15 protein-coding genes and 1 pseudogene are annotated in these 22,486 nt (G+C 24.9%); 3 read left to right on the top strand and 13 right to left on the bottom strand.

Annotation, left to right across the window (positions count from 1 at the left end; translation table 4 throughout):
* Nucleotides 1–487: 487 nt before the first annotated feature.
* The 10 genes and pseudogenes from ACI2WZ_RS03070 to ACI2WZ_RS03115 form a co-directional block, all read right to left on the bottom strand.
* Complete coding sequence (locus ACI2WZ_RS03070) at nt 488–1,354, bottom strand: hypothetical protein (RefSeq protein ID WP_500244578.1); 867 nt, start codon at nt 1,352–1,354, stop codon at nt 488–490.
* 190 nt (nt 1,355–1,544) lie between these two features.
* Nucleotides 1,545–2,060 (bottom strand): hypothetical protein, encoded by a 516-nt coding sequence (locus ACI2WZ_RS03075; protein ID WP_500244579.1) that lies wholly within the window; start codon nt 2,058–2,060, stop codon nt 1,545–1,547.
* Nucleotides 2,020–3,252: a GmrSD restriction endonuclease domain-containing protein gene (locus ACI2WZ_RS03080; RefSeq protein WP_500244580.1), complete on the bottom strand. Its 1,233-nt coding sequence runs from the start codon at nt 3,250–3,252 to the stop codon at nt 2,020–2,022. Before ACI2WZ_RS03080 ends, ACI2WZ_RS03075 begins: the two co-directional genes overlap by 41 nt.
* Nucleotides 3,253–3,301: 49 nt before the next feature.
* Complete coding sequence (locus ACI2WZ_RS03085; RefSeq protein ID WP_500244581.1) at nt 3,302–4,786, bottom strand: HsdM family class I SAM-dependent methyltransferase; 1,485 nt, start codon at nt 4,784–4,786, stop codon at nt 3,302–3,304.
* Nucleotides 4,787–5,220: 434 nt separating this feature from the next.
* Nucleotides 5,221–5,754: a type II restriction endonuclease gene (locus ACI2WZ_RS03090; RefSeq protein ID WP_500244582.1), complete on the bottom strand. Its 534-nt coding sequence runs from the start codon at nt 5,752–5,754 to the stop codon at nt 5,221–5,223.
* 2 nt (nt 5,755–5,756) lie between these two features.
* A pseudogene (locus ACI2WZ_RS03095) lies at nt 5,757–6,433 on the bottom strand (DNA-methyltransferase).
* Nucleotides 6,434–7,722: 1,289 nt separating this feature from the next.
* Nucleotides 7,723–8,829, bottom strand: a complete 1,107-nt coding sequence (locus tag ACI2WZ_RS03100) for a hypothetical protein (protein WP_500244583.1) — start codon at nt 8,827–8,829, stop codon at nt 7,723–7,725.
* Nucleotides 8,830–9,550: 721 nt separating this feature from the next.
* Entirely contained in the window at nt 9,551–10,372 is an 822-nt protein-coding gene (locus ACI2WZ_RS03105; protein WP_500244584.1) for a hypothetical protein, read from the bottom strand.
* Nucleotides 10,373–10,523: 151 nt separating this feature from the next.
* Nucleotides 10,524–11,585 (bottom strand): formate/nitrite transporter family protein, encoded by a 1,062-nt coding sequence (locus ACI2WZ_RS03110; protein ID WP_500244585.1) that lies wholly within the window; start codon nt 11,583–11,585, stop codon nt 10,524–10,526.
* Between the two features lie 156 nt (nt 11,586–11,741).
* Nucleotides 11,742–14,051, bottom strand: coding sequence for a hypothetical protein (locus ACI2WZ_RS03115; RefSeq protein WP_500244586.1), 2,310 nt, complete (start codon nt 14,049–14,051; stop codon nt 11,742–11,744).
* 891 nt (nt 14,052–14,942) lie between these two features.
* Here ACI2WZ_RS03115 and ACI2WZ_RS03120 point away from each other — a divergent pair.
* A complete protein-coding gene (locus tag ACI2WZ_RS03120; protein ID WP_500244587.1) occupies nt 14,943–15,806 on the top strand; it encodes a DUF7941 domain-family protein in 864 nt (287 codons plus the stop codon).
* Nucleotides 15,807–15,964: 158 nt separating this feature from the next.
* Here the strand turns inward: ACI2WZ_RS03120 and ACI2WZ_RS03125 are convergent, their stop codons facing one another.
* Nucleotides 15,965–18,286 (bottom strand): lipoprotein, encoded by a 2,322-nt coding sequence (locus ACI2WZ_RS03125; protein WP_500244588.1) that lies wholly within the window; start codon nt 18,284–18,286, stop codon nt 15,965–15,967.
* A 212-nt stretch (nt 18,287–18,498) separates the two neighbouring features.
* Between ACI2WZ_RS03125 and ACI2WZ_RS03130 the strand changes: the two genes are divergently transcribed.
* Both ACI2WZ_RS03130 and ACI2WZ_RS03135 read left to right on the top strand, forming a co-directional pair.
* Nucleotides 18,499–19,536 carry an alpha/beta hydrolase gene (locus tag ACI2WZ_RS03130; protein ID WP_500244589.1) on the top strand — a complete coding sequence of 346 codons (1,038 nt, stop codon included), beginning with the start codon at nt 18,499–18,501 and terminating at the stop codon, nt 19,534–19,536.
* Nucleotides 19,526–20,905, top strand: a complete 1,380-nt coding sequence (locus ACI2WZ_RS03135) for an amino acid permease (RefSeq protein ID WP_500244590.1) — start codon at nt 19,526–19,528, stop codon at nt 20,903–20,905. Before ACI2WZ_RS03130 ends, ACI2WZ_RS03135 begins: the two co-directional genes overlap by 11 nt.
* A gap of 122 nt (nt 20,906–21,027) precedes the next feature.
* Here ACI2WZ_RS03135 and ACI2WZ_RS03140 read toward each other — a convergent pair whose 3' ends face one another.
* Together ACI2WZ_RS03140 and ACI2WZ_RS03145 are read right to left on the bottom strand one after the other, a co-directional pair.
* Entirely contained in the window at nt 21,028–21,777 is a 750-nt protein-coding gene (locus ACI2WZ_RS03140; RefSeq protein WP_500244591.1) for an ABC transporter permease, read from the bottom strand.
* Nucleotides 21,746–22,435, bottom strand: a complete 690-nt coding sequence (locus ACI2WZ_RS03145) for an ATP-binding cassette domain-containing protein (RefSeq protein WP_500244592.1) — start codon at nt 22,433–22,435, stop codon at nt 21,746–21,748. Before ACI2WZ_RS03145 ends, ACI2WZ_RS03140 begins: the two co-directional genes overlap by 32 nt.
* Nucleotides 22,436–22,486 lie beyond the last annotated feature (51 nt).

A 22,486-nucleotide genomic window follows, 5' to 3' on the forward strand; every position in this document is an offset into this window, starting at 1 on the left:
ATCGTGTAAACTTACTTCTATAAACTTGTTATTATTATCTAAAATACTTACATTATATCTCAATCCTTGAATCTGACACTATCAAAAAGCAAATTTTCTTAATGTTGTAACTTTATTTCAAATATTATATTTCAACATCATTTATTACAACGCTTTTTTTATAAAACTTCTATAACCTTCAAATCCTTGATAATTAATTTATTTACAGGATTTTTTTTCAACAAAAACTCCTATAATTATTCGAATACTATATTCAACTTTTATATCTAACTTTCAATAAGGCTTATTATAGAAAAAAACTTTGTTGAAATAACACATTTTAAAATAAAAAACTTATATTCACTTTTATTTTTTTACAATAACTTAAGATATTTTTTATTGAGGAACTTTCGCTTTTCATCTAATTTACTAATTTGTATTCATTTCTAATTAAATTAGAGATCTAGACTAAAAAAGAGCGTTCTGGAACCGTTAAGACTCTATTAATTTAGCAATATATCAACATATCTGAATATTCATAGTAAATACAGATTTTAAAACTTTTTTCACTTCCTAAATTCTCTAGTATCGATGTAATTCCTTCATTAATTTTTTTTCTTTCTAGTTCATCTATGTGAATTTCTCCAGCATATTCATCAATATAAAAGAATAATTCTAAATCTATTTTATTTTTCTGTACATATTTGTTTTTTATATTATTATAATAAGAATCAATTTTTTTAAAATTTATGTGATTTTTGAAAGACAATAAATTAGGTTCTTTATAAATACTATGAATAGAAATAAAGGTATTCTTTCTATTCATACTTTCCAATGATTCTATTCCATTTTTTTGTGCAAAATCATTGAGCTTTTTTATTGGTAATAACAAATTAACTTCATATTCTTTATGCTTACTTGTTGTATTTTGATAATAAATAGAACTTATTTCTAACCCTAATATTTTATTTTTATAATGAATAATAAAATCAGGAACATCAAAATAAAAAATGTTTTCAATATAATCTAACTCATTATTTTTTTTTATTCATTTGATTAAACATCTTAATTCCTTAAATTTCAAAAACAATCTTTCGTATTTTTCGAATTTATAAATTTTTTTTAAAGACAGATATTTACATATGCCATAAAAATCTTTGAAGTTGAAATTATCTCCATTGAAAACAAGCTTATCATAATCAGCTTTATAGTTTTCTTTCAATAAGATTTGAAAAATGTAAGGCTCAACAGTATTAATACTATTCTTAATGATGTATTTTATTGTTTCTAAAAGAGAGTTTTCAAAACATAATTCTAAATTTTTTAAAATTTGATTTAAATTATATTTTTTTATAACTTTTAATATAGCTTTCATTTTTTTCCTCTAAATCAATAATACACCTTACTACCTTTAAACCCATTAAAATAACTCTTTTCTTTAATCTAGGATGAGTGGTAGAAACTTGAAACATTTATTTAAAACATATCTAAATTTTAAAAATAATCTTATTTATTTTTTATGTGCCTTTTGTGAATTTTTAAAAAAATCAATAGAAATTTTCTTATTAATGAAATAAAACTTTTTTTTCTATTTTATCCAATAAAATAGAAACATTAAATAAATAAGTTCTATCATTGACATAATTATTTAAATTTGTTTGCAAAAGAGAACCATGTGCATAATTATTCCTTATCTTTTTAGTATTTTCATTTATAAAGTATTTAAATTTATCTTCATTTTCTAAACCAATTATATAATCTTTGATTACAGATCTGCTTCACAATTTTGATATTTTAAATCTTTTTTCAAAGTATCTTTCGTAATTGAAAGATTTAAAATACTTTATAGAATCTGATACATTGATTTTTAAATCCTCTTCTATGATTTTTGAAATTCTTAACAAAAAATCACATTTACATTTTGAAATATGCATATTGATCAAATAACTTATTATTTTTTTTATATAAAATTCAAAGTTTCTATATATGTGAAACAATAACTCTTCATCATTTCTAAACTTTATTTCTAATAAATCTTTTTTAAATGAACTTTTGTATAATATTATCTCTGATTGCTTCATAATCCATTTCTCCTCTTATTATAAATTTTTGAAAATCTAAATTAGAAATAAATAATCCTAATTTTATTTTTTTAGGTTCTCTATCAAATTTTGAAATTAATTTTCTAGATTTGCGTTCATTTCTTTCTTTATCTATAACTTCATCATAATAGAAAATACTTTTTTTATCTTGAATGCTATCTACGACTTTTTTTATTGAGTCAATTATAAATTCTGAAATATTATCATCTAGCATTTTAATCAAAATTGAATACAAATAGATATTTTCAGGTTTTGCATCCATTTTTGAACTTTTATTAAAAAAATTGTAATTATTATTTTTATTTGATAGAAATTTATTTAATTTTTCATTAAGTTCAGAAAACTTTAAAACTCATTCATTTAATTTTTCAGGTTCTAAATCAGTTATAAATCTCTCAATATTTTCATCTAGATTTATCGAATCAAATTCACCCGATAAAAATTTATTTTTATTCTCATAAATATAAATTATTTTCGCAAAAATTTGTCAAATTCTTTTCCTTGGTAAATGCTCATATTTCGAATAAATATATTTTTCTAGATTTTTTATAACGTGCTTAAATTCATTGGAATTATTTTTTTCTAACAAATTAGCTTGAATTATTTCTCCATTTTCAATACTAACACCACTTGAATTAATTCTTATAAATAATTCAAATACATTATTTTCATCTCCAAGCTCTTTATCTTCTTGAAATGATATATAGCATGGAAATAATAATGTACTTATAATATTATTGAATTTAGGAACTATTTTTTGTAAATATTCGTAATCTATATTATCTTCTTCTTTAATATTATAATCCTCAATAAAGTCATTAGATAAATCATAATATGATAACTTAAAGTTTTTATATATTGATTGATCATTTTTTTTGGATTTATCTTTATAAATAAGTTCTTCTTCGATTCCACCTATAAATAGTAATAAAGTAGAAATTCTTTGTTTACCATCTATTATTGAATATCTATCTCTATTTTTAACTACATATATTGGTTCAAATGGAAACTTTTCAATTATTGATTCTATAAACTTGGTAGCATTACTAATATTTCAAACTGAATGCCTTTGGGTAGGGTGATTTAGTTCCAATCGATTTGTGGTATTTCAAATTACTATTTCACCAAATGTAATTGTTGTTAAATTAAAATCACTAAAATCTCTAATCATTTTTGAATCCTCTTAATAGAAAAAAATAAATTACTATATATATTTATTTTTAATCATTATACTCTAACAAATTAATAAAATTATTAGATAATTTGTTTAGTTTTTTTTCTTGCTTATATATTTCAATATTATAACTAATAAACCTATTTAGATCTTCTGTACTAAAAAAATAATATGAAGACCCTTTATTTTTACCGATTAAAGTTATGTAATCAATAAAATCTCTTTTTATTTTTAAATCTGCAAACATTTTTTTTATCCATTTGATATTATACTCATTAGATTTCGAATAAATATAATAACCTGAGCCATAAACTAATATATCCTTCTCTAATTCTTTTAAAGTGACTTGATCTTCTGCACGCATGATATTACTTATAACAAGTTTTTTATTTTCTAAAGCAAACAATCCTTGTGTTCTAGAATACTCTCACCATTTTTGTCCTTCTTTTAAAGCTCTTTTTATGAGAATGTTCTTATTTAAATTTAAATAATTAAATAAATCAGTATCTTTATCTTTTATATAATCAATGCTATAAAGTTTATATTCATTATCATAAGGAAAAATACCTTTTCCAAGAGTTAATTCTGAGTTATTTAAGTTTTTAATTTTAAATATTTTTTTTGAGAATATAGTATCTTTTTTATATCCAAAAAAAACATTATTAGCATTTGTGGCTAATCCGTTTCTAATAATAATATCTGAGTTTAACTTAAAATTAAGGATTTTTGAAATATTCGAATTACTAAATGCATCAAAATAAAATTTTTGATTTATAAAAAAATCGCTATATTTTAGTTTTTTTACAACTTTATTATCTTTATTCTCATATCTACATATATCCTCTTTATTTTCTCTATCTAATAATGTTATACCTGTATATGTTTGTATGTTCTTGAATATTAAATTATGCTTATTATCAATATATTTGACTAATAATTTATCATTAATTATTTTTTTTCTAAATATTTCTCCTGCCTTAGAAGTTAAAAAAGAGTTAGGTGTTATATAAATTAATTTTCCAGTTTTATTTAACATTTTAATTCCTAATTCAAAAAATATTAAATACAAATCAATCATACCGTTTTGTGTGAAAATGAACTTTCTATAATCTACATCTACTAAATTATGGATATTAACATATGGCGGATTACCAATAACATAATCCATCTTTGTATCATATTTATTAACTTTCAATGCATCGCCACAAGCAATATCTCAATTAATCCGATTTGTTATATTATATTTTTTTAATAATAAATTCAATTGCGCTTTTGTATAAATAACTGATTTCTTATTTATTTCAATGCCATGTATAAAATTTTCTAAATTTCTAGATAATCGATTAATATCGCTATCAACTTTGAAATATTCACGAATGTATAAATCGACTATTTCTAACAAAAAAGCTCCTTTACCAAAAGAATTATCAATTATATGTTTATCAAGTATTTTAGAGCCTTTATAATCAACTAAGTTAAGCATATTTTTAACAACCTTAATTGGTGTATAAATTTCACATCTATTCGCCATTGAGACACCTCTTTTTAATTATTTTATACTAAATTTTAATTTTTAATAAAAATAAATTATTTCTAATATTCCTCATTTTATAACTTGGATACTTGCTAAATTCATTGTTTTTTTAGTATTCTTGTTTTTTATCCATATATCTTCTTTATATTATAAACTTACTTTCTTACTCAGCAGACTTATCATTGATTCCCTAACAATTAAGAACTTTCTAAGAAATAAGTATTAAAAACTTAATTGGATGAAATGAAAAAATCACTAGTAAATAGTGATTAAATGGTGTTTTAGTATTCTTCATTTAATATTTTTTTTAATTTTTCTTTAACTTCAGGTATTTTAATTAATTCTGAAATAAAGTAATTCAAATTTTCTTCTTGTTCATAATTCCTGTTTTTATTGATGTTCTCGTAATTTATACCTAAGAGGTCACAAAATTAGATACCATTCATTATATTTTCAATTGGCACTTCATTTTTAAAGCCTTCTTTTATTTTACTTTTATTATTTTGATGAAAACTACAAATAAAAGTTTTGGTTTTATAACTAATTTGAGTTGCTATTTCTTGTTCAAAGAGTTTTAAATCATTGAATTCTCCTCTTGCCTTTTTAGTATCAAATACTCATCCTTCTTTTAATTCAATGATATCAAGTTCCTTTTCAAATTTCTTAATAATTATAAAGTCTGGTTCCTTATTGTTTTTTGATACTTTAGATTTTTTAACTATTTTTTTCTTTATCAAAAAAACATTGTTATTGTCATTTAAATTGTGATTTAACAATTTCTTAAACTCTTCAACATTATCAATAACTCTTGCTGTTGTATTCTCCAAAATATACTTTTCCAATTCAGTTCCATTACTAATAACTATTGCATGAACCTTTGAAATTAAAGAACCTAATTCTTTAATTCCTAAAACTCTTTCATATGATCCAGTTGCATTTTCTTTTCTATCTCTTATTAAACTCATACTTACTCTTCTTTTATTTTTAAATCTGTTCCTAAAAATAATCTGTCTACTGAATTTGCAGATTCCATAACAGAAAAACTTCCCGCTGCTGGATCTAAAATGATATCTCCTGGATTTGAAACAGCTTCTATTAATGTTTTTTGTAATTCTAATGGTTTTTGATGGGGATGTTTTTTATTTGAAATTTTTTCGGATCATACGTCTCTAATGTTTCTTGCTTTTCAAACATCTTTTGCTCTTAAAGGAGGTTTTAGCAAAATTAACAAATACTCACTTTGCTTTCTAGTTCTATAACCCATTCCCATTTTTTCTTTATCTCAGACTATCATATCAACAATGCTAAATCTACTTTTTTTAGTCATGAACTAATTCCTTCGCATAAATGAAATTTATCAATTCATAAAAATAAGTGACCTTTTGGCATCATAACTCTATCAATTTCAATCAAAAAATCAATAATAGTTTCTTCAGACATTTGATGTAATTGGCTTCTTCCAATTTGTCTTTTTCCTTCATTACCATATCCCATTTTATCTAGTACTCCTCTATATTGAGGATCAAAAAACACTACCGGAATACTATTATTTTTTAATTTATCTAATAACTTCAATCCATCAATTTTATATTTATTATCAAATTTTAAAGATTTTTCTTTAAAAATTTCGACACCAAAAGGCATATTTAAATTTTTTGTACTTGAAAAAATATTATTTTTAATAAGTTTATTATCCATACATATCTCCTTTTTACACTGTTTTTATTATAACAAAATTCCTTCATTTTATTTCTAATACTTCTTTTGTAGCTTTGATATGTAAAAATATTTAGTATTACATAATCATTTATGATATTTTCTATAAGAAGAAGGTTTTTTTACAGTTGATGTTAAATTGAAAGTAAATTGAAAGATACATCTCGTAAAAAATTATTAATTTATGGGTTTTATTGTTATAATGAGTTTAAAATATCCCAAATATAGTAGTTTATTATGTTTTTACATTATCTTAAATAAATCATAATATTCAACAACTCTTAAAATTAGAAAACAATTTTGTTTTGAGTTAGTTGCTCATTTAATTATAAAAGGATGTTTCACACATACATTATTTATATCATTAAAATTATAGACAATAATATTGGTATTTTCTCAGCCTACTTATTCACAAATATAAGGGTATAATGAATTACATTATAAAATCAAGATCAGACTTTCAAATCCCTCAATTATAGAAATAAAAGTTTTCAAGAACTTTTTATAAATTTTTTATTCTTTATTACAGAAAAAAACATTATCCATGATTAAAAAGATTTTTATCATGGATAAATAAAACTAAAAAAAAATTTTTAAAATGTATTTGTAGTTTTGTAACTTAACACTAATTAATTTAGTATTTTGTTTGATTTTATATTCAAAATACTAGCCGTCCGTTATTTTTTTTATTTGAGTTTTCACTCAATTTTTTAATTCTAAATGTCGATATAATCCTAAAGCTTTTATATTAATTGCCAGCTTTATTGCACTCAAAGTAATTTTCTTTTGTTAAAAGCTATATTTATTCCTGAAATTCATATATCAATTACTTTTCTTATATATATTCATAGTTGTATGATACTTTATCATTAAACACTTAACTCATATTGATTCATTTAAATTTTTTTTACTACATTTCTCACTTCTAGTAAATTTAATCTTTTATTTAAATCACAAATTAATAACTCTTATTATTTTATGTTGATTTTCCCTTTCTATTATGTTGATTAATTTTTTTGTATTTAAAGGTTAATTATATAATGATTAATCACAACTTCATATTTGGTATCAAATAATAATATGACGTATTTCTCAACACACAAATTTTCATAAAAAAAAATTCTCCTTGTAGGATTTATGTTTTTAAACACAATAATTACTTAGAGAATTTTCTTATTTTGATAATTTTAGTTATCGATCATTTCGAGTATTAAATTTTATGATTTTATTTTGAAAATGCTTAATGTATTATTTTCTCCATCCTGTGTAACGGGTCTTAATCCAATTTTAAGCATATTTTCATTAAATGGCAGATTTGGTATATATGCTGCCTTAATTTTTGACTCACCAACACGATATCATTTATTGTCTAGATTATAATAGACTTCGAAATAATCATAATTATTATTGTCTGTCTCTCATTCTAATCGAACATTTGTTTTTCCATTTCCTCTTGTTATGATAGCTTCTGAACTTAACTTTTTAACTTTAGCACCTTTATAAGGATTAGTAGTTTTGCTGATATTAAACTCACCAACATTAAACTTAAATTGTGTATTATCATTTACATTAATTTTAAGTCCAATTTTTGCTAGAGTTTTTTCTTTTGATGTTGCAATATTTTTAATTGTAATTCTTGATCAACCATCTTCTAGATTTTCAATAACTGGTTTATGAGATTCAATTATCTCTCTTTTCCCATCATTAGTAAAAGTAGTAAGTACATTTATATTTTTAATTACATCATTTAAGACTTTGTTATCATGACTTGCTTTCACTATAAAACTGATGTCATAAGAATATTTTGAAAGGTTGCTACCCATTATATTCCAATCATAAGTAGAATTTGCTTTTCAAGTCCCTTCAGTAATTGAACCATCTAGTTTTAATTGTCCTCCAAAAGCGAGTGAGTTACCTTTTTGATAAACATCATAGTAATCATAAAAACCATTCAAACCACCGGTAATAGGTAGTGAAGATAAATTATTTTGATTATTTTGTTTCATATCAAAATTGTATTTAGGGTTTAAATATGTGAATCTTCTATTTGTTCATGGATAATTGTTAGTTTTTGTTAATAACTTACCTTCTTTGTTTCTATTTAAGAAAGTTATACCATCACCAAGTGAAAAGTTTGATTTTATACCACCTTTATCTGCTAAGTTTTGATCATTGATTGTTTTAAATTCTCGAATAATGTTACCAATCCCGAAACTATTAGAAATTAATCCGTTATTTTCTTTATAATCATAAACTTTATAAATTGGATTATTATCATCAACTTTTTCATTCCTTGTGTCAATTCTTGGATCGGCTTTAATCATATTGGAAACATTATTACGGTAATTAGCATTTAAACCTTTGTCTTTGCCTAGTAAAGGTTTAATAATATTGCGTTTATAGATCTCTTCAATTTCAAAGATTTTAAAATGTCTGCAACATACTTATCCTCTTGCTCATTTTTACCCTTTGAAAGCTTTATTAAATATAAAGGTCTTGATTTTGTCGGCCAGTTACCTTCCTGAAACTATAAACTGATGATGTCGTCTATATTTTTAGATATTTTTTACACTACACTTGAAGGTTTTTGGACTCCGCAAATAATTTCTACAAGTGTTACTTACCACTACCGTTTGCAACAATTATCACTACATTTTAACCTTTAGAAATGTTTAATGATACATATTTAAGGCAACCTTATTTCGATATTTTTTTGGATATTTGCAATTTCAATCATTCTTTTTATCCGCCCTATTTAATTTAAAATTTTTATTTAAATCAACTGTTAAAAAACATTTGTTTTCTTTTTTGAATAAATTTTAAAAAAGTATATTTATTTTATTCAAACCTTAATATTTCTAGAAACTTTTAAATGTAATTAAAATTATCAATTCACAACTATATAAAAAGTTCATTAATTACTTTCCATGTTACAAAAAAATCGCCTTGAATTATAAAAATTCTGGCGATTTATCCCGACTATTATTATTAATATATTATTTTATTAAAAAATTCATTAGCAATTAGAAATCACACTTGTAAATATTAAATGTATCTTTCTAATGGTGGGGTTGTAGCCTTTTTAGTATCTCGAAGTATTTTAACCTCACTAAAAATAACTTTATATAAAGTATATAAATAAGTTTCTATAAAAACAATTCTATTTTCAGCTTGTTTTTCAAGTAGGAATTTCTTAAACTCTAATTTAGACTCTTTTTCTTTTTTATTAGATATTTTTGACATTCTATATACTTTTTCAATACTTTTAATAATTTTTCTTTGCATTCTTACTTCTGAGACTTTGAAGCAAGTATAAGATATGATAATACCTGTTCCAAGAATAACAAAAAACAATGATGATGAAGACACCAATAGATAAATTATGTTTTTAACATAATAATTATTAAAAATATTCATTATATCTGTGACAGAATTTAAAGCTCAATAATCACCTTGTTTGTAAATCAAACCGTTATTTCTTGAAAAATTCTCAGTAAATTCACTTTTTTGTAAGAAGTTAATATAGTAAAAAGTTAATAAGATAAATATTGTTAAAATTAAACCTGTTTTTATAATATTATGAAACATTTTATTCTTAAAGAAGTAAAAGTAAGAAGTAATTTTTTTCTTTTCTTCATTATAACTTTTTACAAAATTTTTGAATTGAAATACAAAGATCTTTATAAAAATCAAAGAGATTACAAAACTTATTGTTGACTTAGCAGTAAAATAAGCTTTTACTCCAAACTCATTTTTGAAAAGAATATCTAAGCAAGGAAGTATAGCAAAAATTGAACATAAAATGACTAATGACAAACTAATTTTTGACTCTAAAAATGATTTTTTATTGCCTCTTATGAAAACCATTGTTTATACTACCTTCCTTTTATGAATTTAAATACATTATGTATATATTTTATAACTAAAATATGAAAAAATTTTTTTAAGTTTCATATTTGTTGTATAAAAAACTAAGGATAACTAACCAATAACCTCTTAAAAACTTGGCAAAATAAAACTACTTAATAGTAGTTTTATATCTCAAAGTTACTTGTTTTTTTTTAGAGTTTAAATATTCTTCCTCTACTTTTTTTTGAAGTTTTAGAGATCTTGAAACATCATTGATTGCACCATTATAAGCTATATATCTATTGCTCATTCTTTTATTAATTAAATGTAGTAATCAACCTAGTAAAATTGCAGAAATAAAGTTTCCAAGCAATGTTGGCAGTAAATTGAATATTACTAAGTAAATAAATACCATAATGGATGAGTGTTGATGAATACCATGCATTAAAATATCGTTTTGACAGATTGCTTGAAACAAAATTAATATATATAAATATCAATTAGCAACACAGTGTTGATAACCAGAAATTGCAAATAAGAAAATCATAACTGACATTAAAAATATAGTTGCCAAAAGGTCGTTTGTACCTTTTACAGACTTAGATGCAGGTAATGCAGCAGTAACGCAAAATCCACACATCATAGCAGAAAAAAGACATTTAAGAATAGTAATAGCATAATCCTTAACAGAAATGTTTCCTGTATTAAATTCTGATAATGCTAATGCTGATTTACCAATATCAAATAATCTAGAGACACCAACATTATATAAATAAGTATTCATTTCTAAATCTTGTCCAAAACTACTAAATTGTCATAGAACAGCAAAAAATAGTTGACCTATGATATTTCCTAGATAAATAAAGCCAAAAGCTCTTAATAGGGTCATCACTTTATCCGACCCTTTTATGACACTAAAAGTAATAAAAAAATAAGATGTTAAAAACTGACCACCAACAAAAAAGATTGGAGAAAGGACGGTTGCAAAAACTACCCCCAATAGTATTTTTTGTGCAGATGGTGCTGATAGTGCATATGATGCGTAAAATGCAGCAGTAAAAGCAACCCCAATTCAAATTCCAGCTAATATTCCTAATATAAAATGTTTCATATTTGAAAATTTTATTGTATCGCCAACAGCTTTTAACGCTTCAACATAACCAAGTTCAAATAAATAAAGTGGTTTTTCAACTTTTAAAAGTTCTTCTTTATCAATATTATTTAAATCCATTTTATAACTCCTTTCAAACTGTCTGAACTAAATTTAAAATAAATCTTTATCCAAACTTAGAAAAATTTTATACTAATTTGGAAAAAAATCTACTAAAAGTGGAAAAAATGAAAAAAACCGCCACTCTCGGCGGTTAATGTTATTTTTTACAACATTTTAATAAATATTAAAGAATTCGTTACCTTCATTATTAAAAGATCTAAATGAGGTAATAACTCAATGTGGTGAAGATGGGTCTATACTGATATTTTCCCAAACTATTTTATATTTATTTTCAACTGACTCATATGTATTATAGTTTCCTAAACCATCATAAGCTTTGAGATCATCTTTACTAATAACACCACTGTTAACGCCTAATACTTCCCCAGAAATTCTAGAAGTGTCTATTCTACTTCCTAACTTTTCAATAACATCTTTTTGATTATCTTTTATTGTTTGATAAGGATTAAAGTTTTCTGGAACATTTACTTCTTTTGTTTGTTTTGAAGCATTTGAAGTAGTATCGCCCTTTCCTTTATATGTTAAATCAAACTCCATCTTTGCTCCAATACTTGTATTACTTGTTGAAGAAACATAAGTTACATTTTTATCTCAAAATTCATCATCAACTAAGTATTTAAATACTTTATCATGTGGTTCTTTCATTTTATTTGATAATTTATTTTTAAAGCCTTTAAAAATATATTCCAGTTCCTTAGTTCCCCTAATATTTTTATCTTTTAAACCTTCAAAAGCTCTTCCTAGAAAACTATCTTTAGCGAATTTTCCATTTTTATAACCAAGCATTTCTAAATAAACTTTTTTCTCTTTTAAATTCAAACTAGTGAATTTCTTTTTTTGAAGTTCTCTCATATAATCAGCAACTTTATTCATTTCCTCTTTAATATCTTCATTAATTGCATCTTCGAATGGTCTTTTCATAAGCGACATAATATTGATTCCACCAATACCATTTTTTTGGATGGTATTTTCTCATAAACTTCCATCTGCGTCGATACTTTTTAATTGTTCTTCAAATGCTTTTTTAAATGGTGAGTCATCCATGAACATCATTCTTGCGAACTCTTCTTGTTTTTTAGAGTCTTTTAAATTTGAATAAACTTTTTCTATATCATCAATCATATTTAAAATGTACTTGGCATTAGTTCCATTATTTTCTTTGTCGTTTGGCATTAACCCATATAACTTATCAAATCCAATTTGATCTTCATTCCCTGCTATTGATGATCCTGGGTTTGGTGCTTTATCTAAATTAGAGTAAGCTTTTTTTGCAATATCTAGTCCAACTCCATGTAAATATTTTTTGACATTTTCATTGTCTATTATATTTTTTAACGCACTTCAAGTTGATGTCACCAATTTAAAACCTTCAACTTGAGATATTGCTTGCGCGTCAAAACCGTTTTTGCTAGACATTGGAACTACTGGTAATAAATAACTCATCAATTCACCTAATATCATTGCTCCAGATTCTGTTTCAAAAATATTATCTAAAAAGCTACCAATGTTATTAATATGAGCATCAAAGTTTAATGCACCAGCAGTGTTAACAAGTAAAGAACCTGTATTATTAAATTCTACTCCGACACCATTTTCTTGTAATATTGTTCCAAAGCTCTCTTTGTTCTCATTTTTTATTAGTTCAATATTTTTGTTTTTTAACTTTTTATTGACATCTAATTGTTGTATACCATTTGCGTTTTTGTTACCTTTTGTTGAACTTATCAAACTGTTATATCAAGCATAACCCCCACCATTGGTACCACCTAATCTATCACTTGCTGGATTCATTGGTGAAGCAGTACTATTTGCATCACCTGGAAAACCACCATCTAATCCATTAACAAGTAAAAAATTAGTTAATGCTCCAGTATCTTGTATACCTCAACTTAATGATCTTCTTTCTTTTTCCTTTGCTAAGTTGATATCTCTATTTAAACCCGCAGCATAACCAGTTGCGTTATTTTTTCGTTTATTGTTACCAGTGTTACCTTCTTTAGAAAATGTATCATTAAAATAAACTGCTTTATCACTACCTTCAGTTATAAAATTTGAATAAAACTCATTATCATACATACCCATAACGTAACTTGCGTACATCCCTGTAAAATGATTGTCATCAAATAAGTCTAAATTTGGCTCTAAAAGTCTTTTGAATTTACTAATTTTTTCGGTTACATTGATTTCTTGATTGTTATATACATAACTTGTTGGAACTTTCAAAACAGAGTTATTGGGTGTTAAATACATTGATAAAATTTCATTTAAATTGTAGTTTAAATTCTCATGTCTTGAGGCAACTACCAATCTTGAAATGAAATCTGCCCCCTCTAGCATATCTTTTTGGTTATTTGTTTCCTTTTGTTTTTTAGATGTTACTTTTGGTTTGTTACAAGAAATAACTGATGATAAAGAAGTTGTCAATAAGCTTCCAGCCAACAAAAAATTCAGTAATTTTTTCATAAAATCTCTCCCTTTTCCTATTCATTTTTGTTTAGATAAGGATTAAATTTGGGGGAGTATTACCGTTTTTTAAATCAATAGTAATTTTAGTTTTAATAGTATTGACTTTGAGTACTACACTATTTTTTCGAATATTTAATAAATTCTTAGTAATGTTATTAAATAATTTTAGTATGAAACTAAAATTTAAGTTGACCAATATAAACTTAGATTTTATATTTATTATTGAAGAATGATTGATATTTTTAACAATGTATTTTTTTAATTTAATGATCAAAAAATCTATGAACAATACATATGTTATAAGTATGTTAAATCAAAGCAAACAAAAGAAGAAAAATGCCACCAAATATAAAAGCGTCATGATAATTAGTTTTACAAAATTACCATGGAAAAACAATAGCTTTAGTGTATATCCTAAATCAAAAATGGTGTCATAATCAAACATATTAAAATTAGTGACATAAATATAAATGGCAAATATAAATAAAATAGAAAAATGTAAAATATTTAAAGAATAAATAAGTTTGTTTTTAATACTAACAAAGTTAAATTTACTTAAAAAGAAAAATCTAGTTATTATAGAATAACCACTGATTATCGTCATAACTGATAATTTAAGATGACGTAATACAAATTTTGTTCATGACAAGCAAAAATAAAAGAAAAGATAACATCTTAAAGCATTCGTATTATTAAGTTTCATAGATGTTCCCCTTTTCTATACAAACTTAATCGTAGAGGAAATATCAAAAAAATCAATACATTACAACTTAATAATGAAATTTTTTTTCAGTTTCAAACATTTAAGTGGATAGAAAAATGTTTGATATATAATGTTATAAATATTAACTACATAAGTGGTTAATATTTGAAAGGAAAAACAAATTTATGAAAAAATTATTAGGATTATTAGGGGCAATGGGAATGGTAGCCTCAACAGGATCTGCTGTAGTTTCATGTGGTAATAAATCAAAAGATGAAGCTAAAGCAACTTTAGAAAGTATTGTAAAAGTAAAAGCATTAGGAGAAATAGAAATCGCAAGTGATGCAGAAGCTCCAACTCTTGATCAATTACTAGTAGCAATTAAAGCTAAAAACGCAAGTTCTACTTTAACTAAAAATGATGTTGAATTAGATGGAGCAGCAACAGCTACAAAAGCAAAAATAAAAGCTAAAGCTGATTCATCAAAATATACTGGAACTGTTGAAGTAACATACACTGTTAAAAAAGCAGCCGCAAAAGCAACTTTAGAAAGTATTGTAAAAACAAAAGTTTTGGGAGAAATTAATATTGCAAGTGATGCAGAAGTTCCAACTCTTGATCAATTAATAAAAGCAATCAAAGCTAAAAACGCAAGCTCTGATTTAACTACAAATGATGTTGACTTAGATGGAGCAGCAACAGCTACAACAGCAAAAATAAAAGCTAAAACTGATTCATCAAAATATACTGGTTCTGTTGAAGTAACATACACAGTTAAAAAAGCAGATGCAAAAAAATCTTTAGATAGTGTTGTAACAGTAAAGGCTTTGGGAGAAATCGATTTGAATAACCAAACAAAAGTTCCAACTATTGAACAATTAGTGGCAGCAATCAAAGTTGTAAACGCAAGTTCTACTTTAACTAAGGATGATGTTGAACTTGTTGGAGATGCAGAGGTTGCTAAAGCAACTATAAAAGCTAAGGATTCATCAAACTACACCGGACAAGTTGTCGTAACATACACTCTAAAAAACGCAAAAGCACAATAAAATATTAATTTAATATTTATTTTTAAAAAACATTGTATGACTAATTACAATGTTTTTTTGTCTAAACTTATTCAAAATACTTCAAAACTAAAAGTTTTTTTAGTATTATTAAGTATCAAATACTAAAAAAATCTTTACTTAAAAAAGTAAAGATTTTTTTAGTAAATATTGTAAAATTGTTTTCCATTTTCATTAAAACATTTGATAGAAGTAACTACTCAATAAGGTGCTTGAGGGTCTTGACTAATATTTTCTCAAACGACTTTATATTTATTATTCACAGGTTTGTAGTTATTATAATTACCTAACCCGTCATATGCTATAAACTTATCGTCATCTCAATTTCAACCGAAACTTTTATTATTTACTAAAACTTCACCTGAAATTCTTGATTCATCTATTTTGCTTTTCAAAGAATTAGCGACACCTTGTTGATGTTTGATGTTAGTTTGATATGGATTAAAGTTTTCTGGAACATTTACTTCTTTTGTTTGTGTTGACGCATTGGAAGTTTTATCCCCGTTACCAGTGTATGTTAATTCAAACTCCATTTTGCCACCAATACTTGTACTGCTTGTGGTAGACAAAACAATATCATCTTGTTTTCAATATTTATCTTCATATAAATATTGAATGACGTTTTCATGTAATTCTTTCATTTCATTAGATGCAATGTTTTTGAATCCAGATAATAACCCAGCGATTTCAATAGATCCTGGTATTGAAGAATCTTTTAAACCTTCAAAACATCTTTGTAAGAAACTTCCTTTCTCATATTTACCATCAACATAACCTAACCTTTTTAGATATTCTTTTTTATTCGCCAATGAATAAGTACTATAATTACTATTTCCAATATCTTCCATAAAATCTTTTGCATTTTCAACTTGTTCTTTTATTTTATCGTTAGTTGCATCTTGAAATACTCTTTTTATGATGTTCAAAAGTTTTATACCACCTGATCCATCTTTTTTAATAACTGATTCTCACAACGATCCGTCTTTATCTATTATAGATAACTTAGATTTATAAGCATTATAAAAAGGGGAATCTGAGTTTAGGATAATTTTTTCAGCAAACTTATTTTTGTCATTATCCTTTAAATTATTATAAAAAGTTTCAATATCTTCAATGAACTTAATTATATATTTTGCATTAGTTCCGTTTTTACCTTCTTCTTTATCATTATTTTGAGTTTTATAAAGTTGCTCGAAACCTATATTGTCTTTGAGACCAAATGATAAAGCATCATCCAAATTTAAATAATCTTTATTTTTTAATTTAAACCCTTGTTCTTCTAAAAATGTTTTTGCACCAGAATACTCGTCAGACTTAAGTAAATTATAAATTCCTTTTCATGCATCATTTATCATACCAAAACCATTATTTTGAGTTAATTGAGCAGTATAACCTGATGTTATTCTTTTAATTGGTAAGATATAACTCAAAAGTTCCCCTAATATTAAGGCACCAGATTCTGTTTCTACAATATTATCTAACATACTTCCAATGGCATTTATATTTCCATTGACATTTAACTCACCAGCTTTATTAACAAAAAGAGAACCAGTATTATTAAATTCATAATCCTTATCATTATATTTAATATTAGATCCAAAACTATTTGGACCTGACATCCCTGTTATATTTAAATTTGAATTTTTTAATTTTTTGTTTATGTCGTCATATTTATTGGGTCTAGTCTCTCTTGTATTAGTTTTAGAACCAGGGTTAGGATTACTAATTACACTATTGTATCATAAGTAACCACTAGCATTTGTTCCACCATCTTTATCCTCTGGGTCAGTATCTGTACCTTTTGTTCTATTCACCTCACCAGGAAAACCACCATCTAAACCGTTATTTAACAAGAAGTTTGTTAATGCACCAGTATCTTGAATACCTCAGCTTAGATTTCGTCTTTCTTGATTAAAAGATAAATTTATGTCTTTATTTAAACCAGCTAAGTACCCAAAAGCATTATTTTCCTTTTTATTATTTCCAACATTACCACTTGTAGAAAAGGTATCTTCAAAATAAGGTTTATTGTTTTCAGGAGATATAATATTTTTATAAAAATCATCATCATACATACCCATTATGTAACTAGCATAAACGCCTAAATAACTATCATTATTGAATGCGTTTAATCCAGGAGCCAATACGTTTTTAAAACTATTTAGTTTTTTAGATAAATCTATATCTTTTCCGTTATAAGTATATGCTGTTGGTAACTTAAGCGCAGTATTTGATGGTGTAATAAAGCTTGAAAGGACTTCATTTAAATTGTAGTTTAAATTTTCGTGTCTACCACCAATAATAAGTCTAGTCATAAATTCAGCACCTTCTATCATTTCTTTTTGATTATTAGTTGCTGAACTACCTTCGTTTTTTATGTTCTTTTTACTACATGAAACAACGGTTACAAGTGTTGATCCCACTAGCGTTATTGATGATAATAAGTTTAATATTTTCTTCATATTTTTTACCTCTTATAAATAATACAACATTTATAAATTAAGTAACTTAAAATGAAAGATAAATAAAAAATTTTCAAAAGAATATATTATTTTACAAATACTCATAACTGTCGCCTTTATTAACCTAATAAATAATATTTTTTACTCTGAAAAAATAATTCATTTTTTTAACTTTAAAATGTTATTGTGAAAAACACTTAAAGTAGGTTTATATGACAAAAACAACTAAAAAATATAAGTACAATTTCAGTAGAGTATTTTCGACAATTATGTTATTTCCTATAGTCGCTATCATTTCCAAGAGAAGGTTCAATAACTTCAGAGACTTTTGTTTTACTTACCCGAGATTTGGTAGATATCAAGGTAATAATGAATATTATAAAAAAATACCCACAGAAACGAATACATTAGAATACCACTATTGAGACTTAGAAAAAATGAACTTAAAATTTAAATCATTTGAAAAAGATGAACTCGAAGAATATCAAATTCAAACCGATAAAGGTAATATAAGTTGTTTAAAAGCAATAGCAAATAATTCTAGCAAATGAGTTTTTGGTTTGCATGGCTGAACTGAAGATAAATACTTAGGATTAAGATTAGTTAGACACTTTTATGAAAAAGGATATAATATACTAACATTCGACTCATTTGCTCATGGAAAAAGTTATGGTGAAAACACAGATATCGGTTACTCTTCAATTGAAATGATGGATGCAATAATTGAAGATCTTAAAAAAACGCATAAAGTTACATCCATTGGTTTAATAGGAAATAGCATGGGAGCTTCGACATCTGTTCTATACTCGCAAAAAGGTAATTATAAAGACCTAATAAGTTGAGTTGTTTCTGATTGTGGATTTAGTAGTATCAAATTGCAATATCGATACTACATACAAAATAACTTATTTAAAAAGCCTTGGTGAGTAGTTAGTTTTGGTTATACAAAGAAATTAAGTAAATTGACAAAGACTAATCAAAATAAATACAACTTATTGAAGTATATGAATTTAAACAAGAACATTCCTATATTTTTCGTACATGGAAAAGGAGATACTTTCATTGCATATGAAATGAGTTGAGATATGTATGAAAAAAAGGTTAAGAGCGAACCTAATCCCCCAATTAGTAAAATATGGACACCAGAAGGCTCAGAACACGTTTATATGATTAGTGATTATTACAATGGATATATAACTAAAACACTAGAATTTGCAAAAGAAAGTGAGAAATTAATAAATGAAAAATAAAAAAATGGGTTTTTGAACAGTACTAGCTATGACATTAACTGCAACCATTGGTACAAGTATAATACTTACTTATGGTAATGTTTATTCTTTAAGTCAAAACAATCCTTTATTGATGATTTTTGCTTGAATTATTGGTGGAATAATAATTCTTCCTGAAACTTTCATAATGATCGAACCAGCAATATCATTTAAAGAAAATGGTACCGCTTATAGTTGACTAAGGAGAGCAAACTGAAAGATTGTTGCCTTTTGGTTTGGATGAGTACTAACACTGTTTGTTTCTGCAGTAGCAATTGCTACTGCAAGTCTAGCGATAACAAACATTTTACAAGAGTTTACAAATTATCAAAACGAGTATCTGTGAAAATTTACGTCAATATTGATATTATTTTTTATTGGTGGTACACAAATATTTGTTAAAAATATGAGTACTAAAAGTCAAATTGTCTTTATGGTTTTAAAAACCTTTCCAATTTTATTTATATTAATATTGGCATTAATTTATGGTACAAAAGATGACTTACTAAGTTCAAACGCTATGAAAAAAAATTTAACAGAAGCTTATATCGGTGGTGCTTTTATGATACCTGCAATTACTATGACTATGTTCTCGTATTCAGGTACAGAAATACCTACATATGTTACTTCTGATACTAAAGAACCAGAAAAAACAACACCAAAAGTTATTTTAGTCGGTGTCCTAGTTGTTATGTTAGTCTATCTAATATATGCAGTTGCTATCTTATCAATTGGTTCAGTTGGTGAAAATAAATTTTTAAATGTTTTTGCATATACTCCATATTGAGCAAAAATAGTATTCAATGCCATTGCTATTATCTTATTTGTTGGTGGCCTTAATTCCTATTTAGTCTATCAAACTAGTTTAGTTCAAAAAATGGCAACAGAAAAAGACTTATCTCACCACTTTTTAAAAGAGTCTAAATTCTCAGGAAAACCGTATAACTCAATGTTGTTGTTGATGATTGCTGCTTCATTTTACATAATATTCAATGAAATTAGAGATTTATTGGGTTACTTCTCCCTTGCAGTTAGTGCTTTGAAAATAATAATGACCACAAACGTTGTTTATTTAAGATTGAAAGACAAAGATTATAAGAAAGTATATAAAAATTGATTGTTTTGGTTGTTTGTAATATTTTCATACATTACTTGCATATTAACTTTGGTTGGTTCAGTCATGATTATGATAAGTGGAATATCAACTAAGGAACTTTGAAAACCGATTGTTATGATTATATTAGTTATTTTGATTCTACCTATTGGGGCTTTAAAATATTATATACAAAATAAAATTGAAGCAAAAAAAAGTAACGACACTAACCCTTCTCCAAAAACACTTGAAAATTAAACATTATTAAACAAATATGTTTGAAATAACTATTAGCTTTTAATTGAGTGACTGAAAAAACACCTTTAAAGGTGTTTTTTCTATTTAATAAATACCATAATACTTGTTTGTTTCATAAAATATTACTCTCATTTAAAAGTTTTAACCGCTAGATAACTTAACAAACCAGTATAGCCTATCAATATTAAATATAATCATCAAACTTCCCCAGTATTTAAACCATTGCAAAGATATTGCATTAAAACTACTGAACACCCAGTGGGAGAAAGATATTGCACATACTTGAATCAAATATCCTTTGGATCTAAAACGTAAGTTGGCACTGTTGCTCCTGTAAGAAACATTAGGGCATATAATGCAATAATGGTTACAAATGTATTATTTTTTAGAGTCGTTGTATTATTTGCAATGATAATAGACAACATGAAATGTATATAGAAAATAAATAGTGGCAAAAATATTAAAGTTAAGATCATTCTGGCCGAGATTTCAAGATTAAAAAAGATTAGGCTAATTGCTAAATTTATAGTGAAAATAATAAGATATGAACAGTAATAAAATATAATTAAAGATAATAGATACTTCTTTCTTGACCCTTCAGCTAATGATATATGTTTGATTCTCTTATCTAATCTATCAGAACCTAAAATAATAGGTACATTAGCTATCGTAAAAGATAAAATCAGAAAAATAACTATTGAAGGCATAATAAAATTCATCATATTGATATCACTACCGTGAAACTTAATAGAATATTTTCCTCACAAAAGTGCTATTGTTACATTTCATACAACTGGAAAAATAACAGAAAAAATAATATTGAATGGATTCTTAAAAAACTTATAGATTTGGAGTTTTATCAACGGTTTCATAATCATTTTCCTTTTCTAATATTTCTAAGTTATTTTTATAATCCGAACCTAAAGCAATATCTTTAACTATGTTGCCCTTTTCTAAATAAACTACCCTTTTGCAAAGACTAGCAACTTCACTAACATCATGCGAAACAAGGATTAATGTAACTTTGTTTTTGTTAAGATATTCTTTTATTAAATTTATAATTTTTTTTCTTCATTGATAATCGAGGGATGTTGTTAGTTCGTCTAACAACAATAAATTAGGTTTGTTAATAAAAGATATTAGCAGCTTGAACTTTTGCTTCTGACCACCAGAAAGCTTTGCATATTTTGCCTTTTTAAAGTCATTTAACTCAAAAATTTGGAATAATTCATCTATATTTGCACTAGCTTTAAATAATTCATTATAAAAATTTGCAATTTGTTTTAAATTGATCTCATTATCAAATGATGTTTCTTGAAAAACAGCATTTTTTCTAAGCTCTTTATTATCGATTTTCAAGGTTCCTTCTGTAGGTTTTTTAGTACCTAAAATAATTTCACCTAAGGTTGATTTACCACTACCATTAACACCCATTATCCCTAAATGTTCATAATCATCTACTGTCAAGTGTTTTATATCTAATACAGCTTTTTTTTGATATATTTTTTTAATGTTTTCTATTATGTACATAAAAATCATCTTTCTTTAATTTGAAATATTAAGTTTTCTTTAAAACTTAAT

This window comes from Spiroplasma endosymbiont of Megachile willughbiella (genome assembly GCF_964273395.1).
GTDB classification, from domain to species: Bacteria; Bacillota_I; Bacilli_A; order Mycoplasmatales; family Mycoplasmataceae; genus Spiroplasma_A; species Spiroplasma_A apis.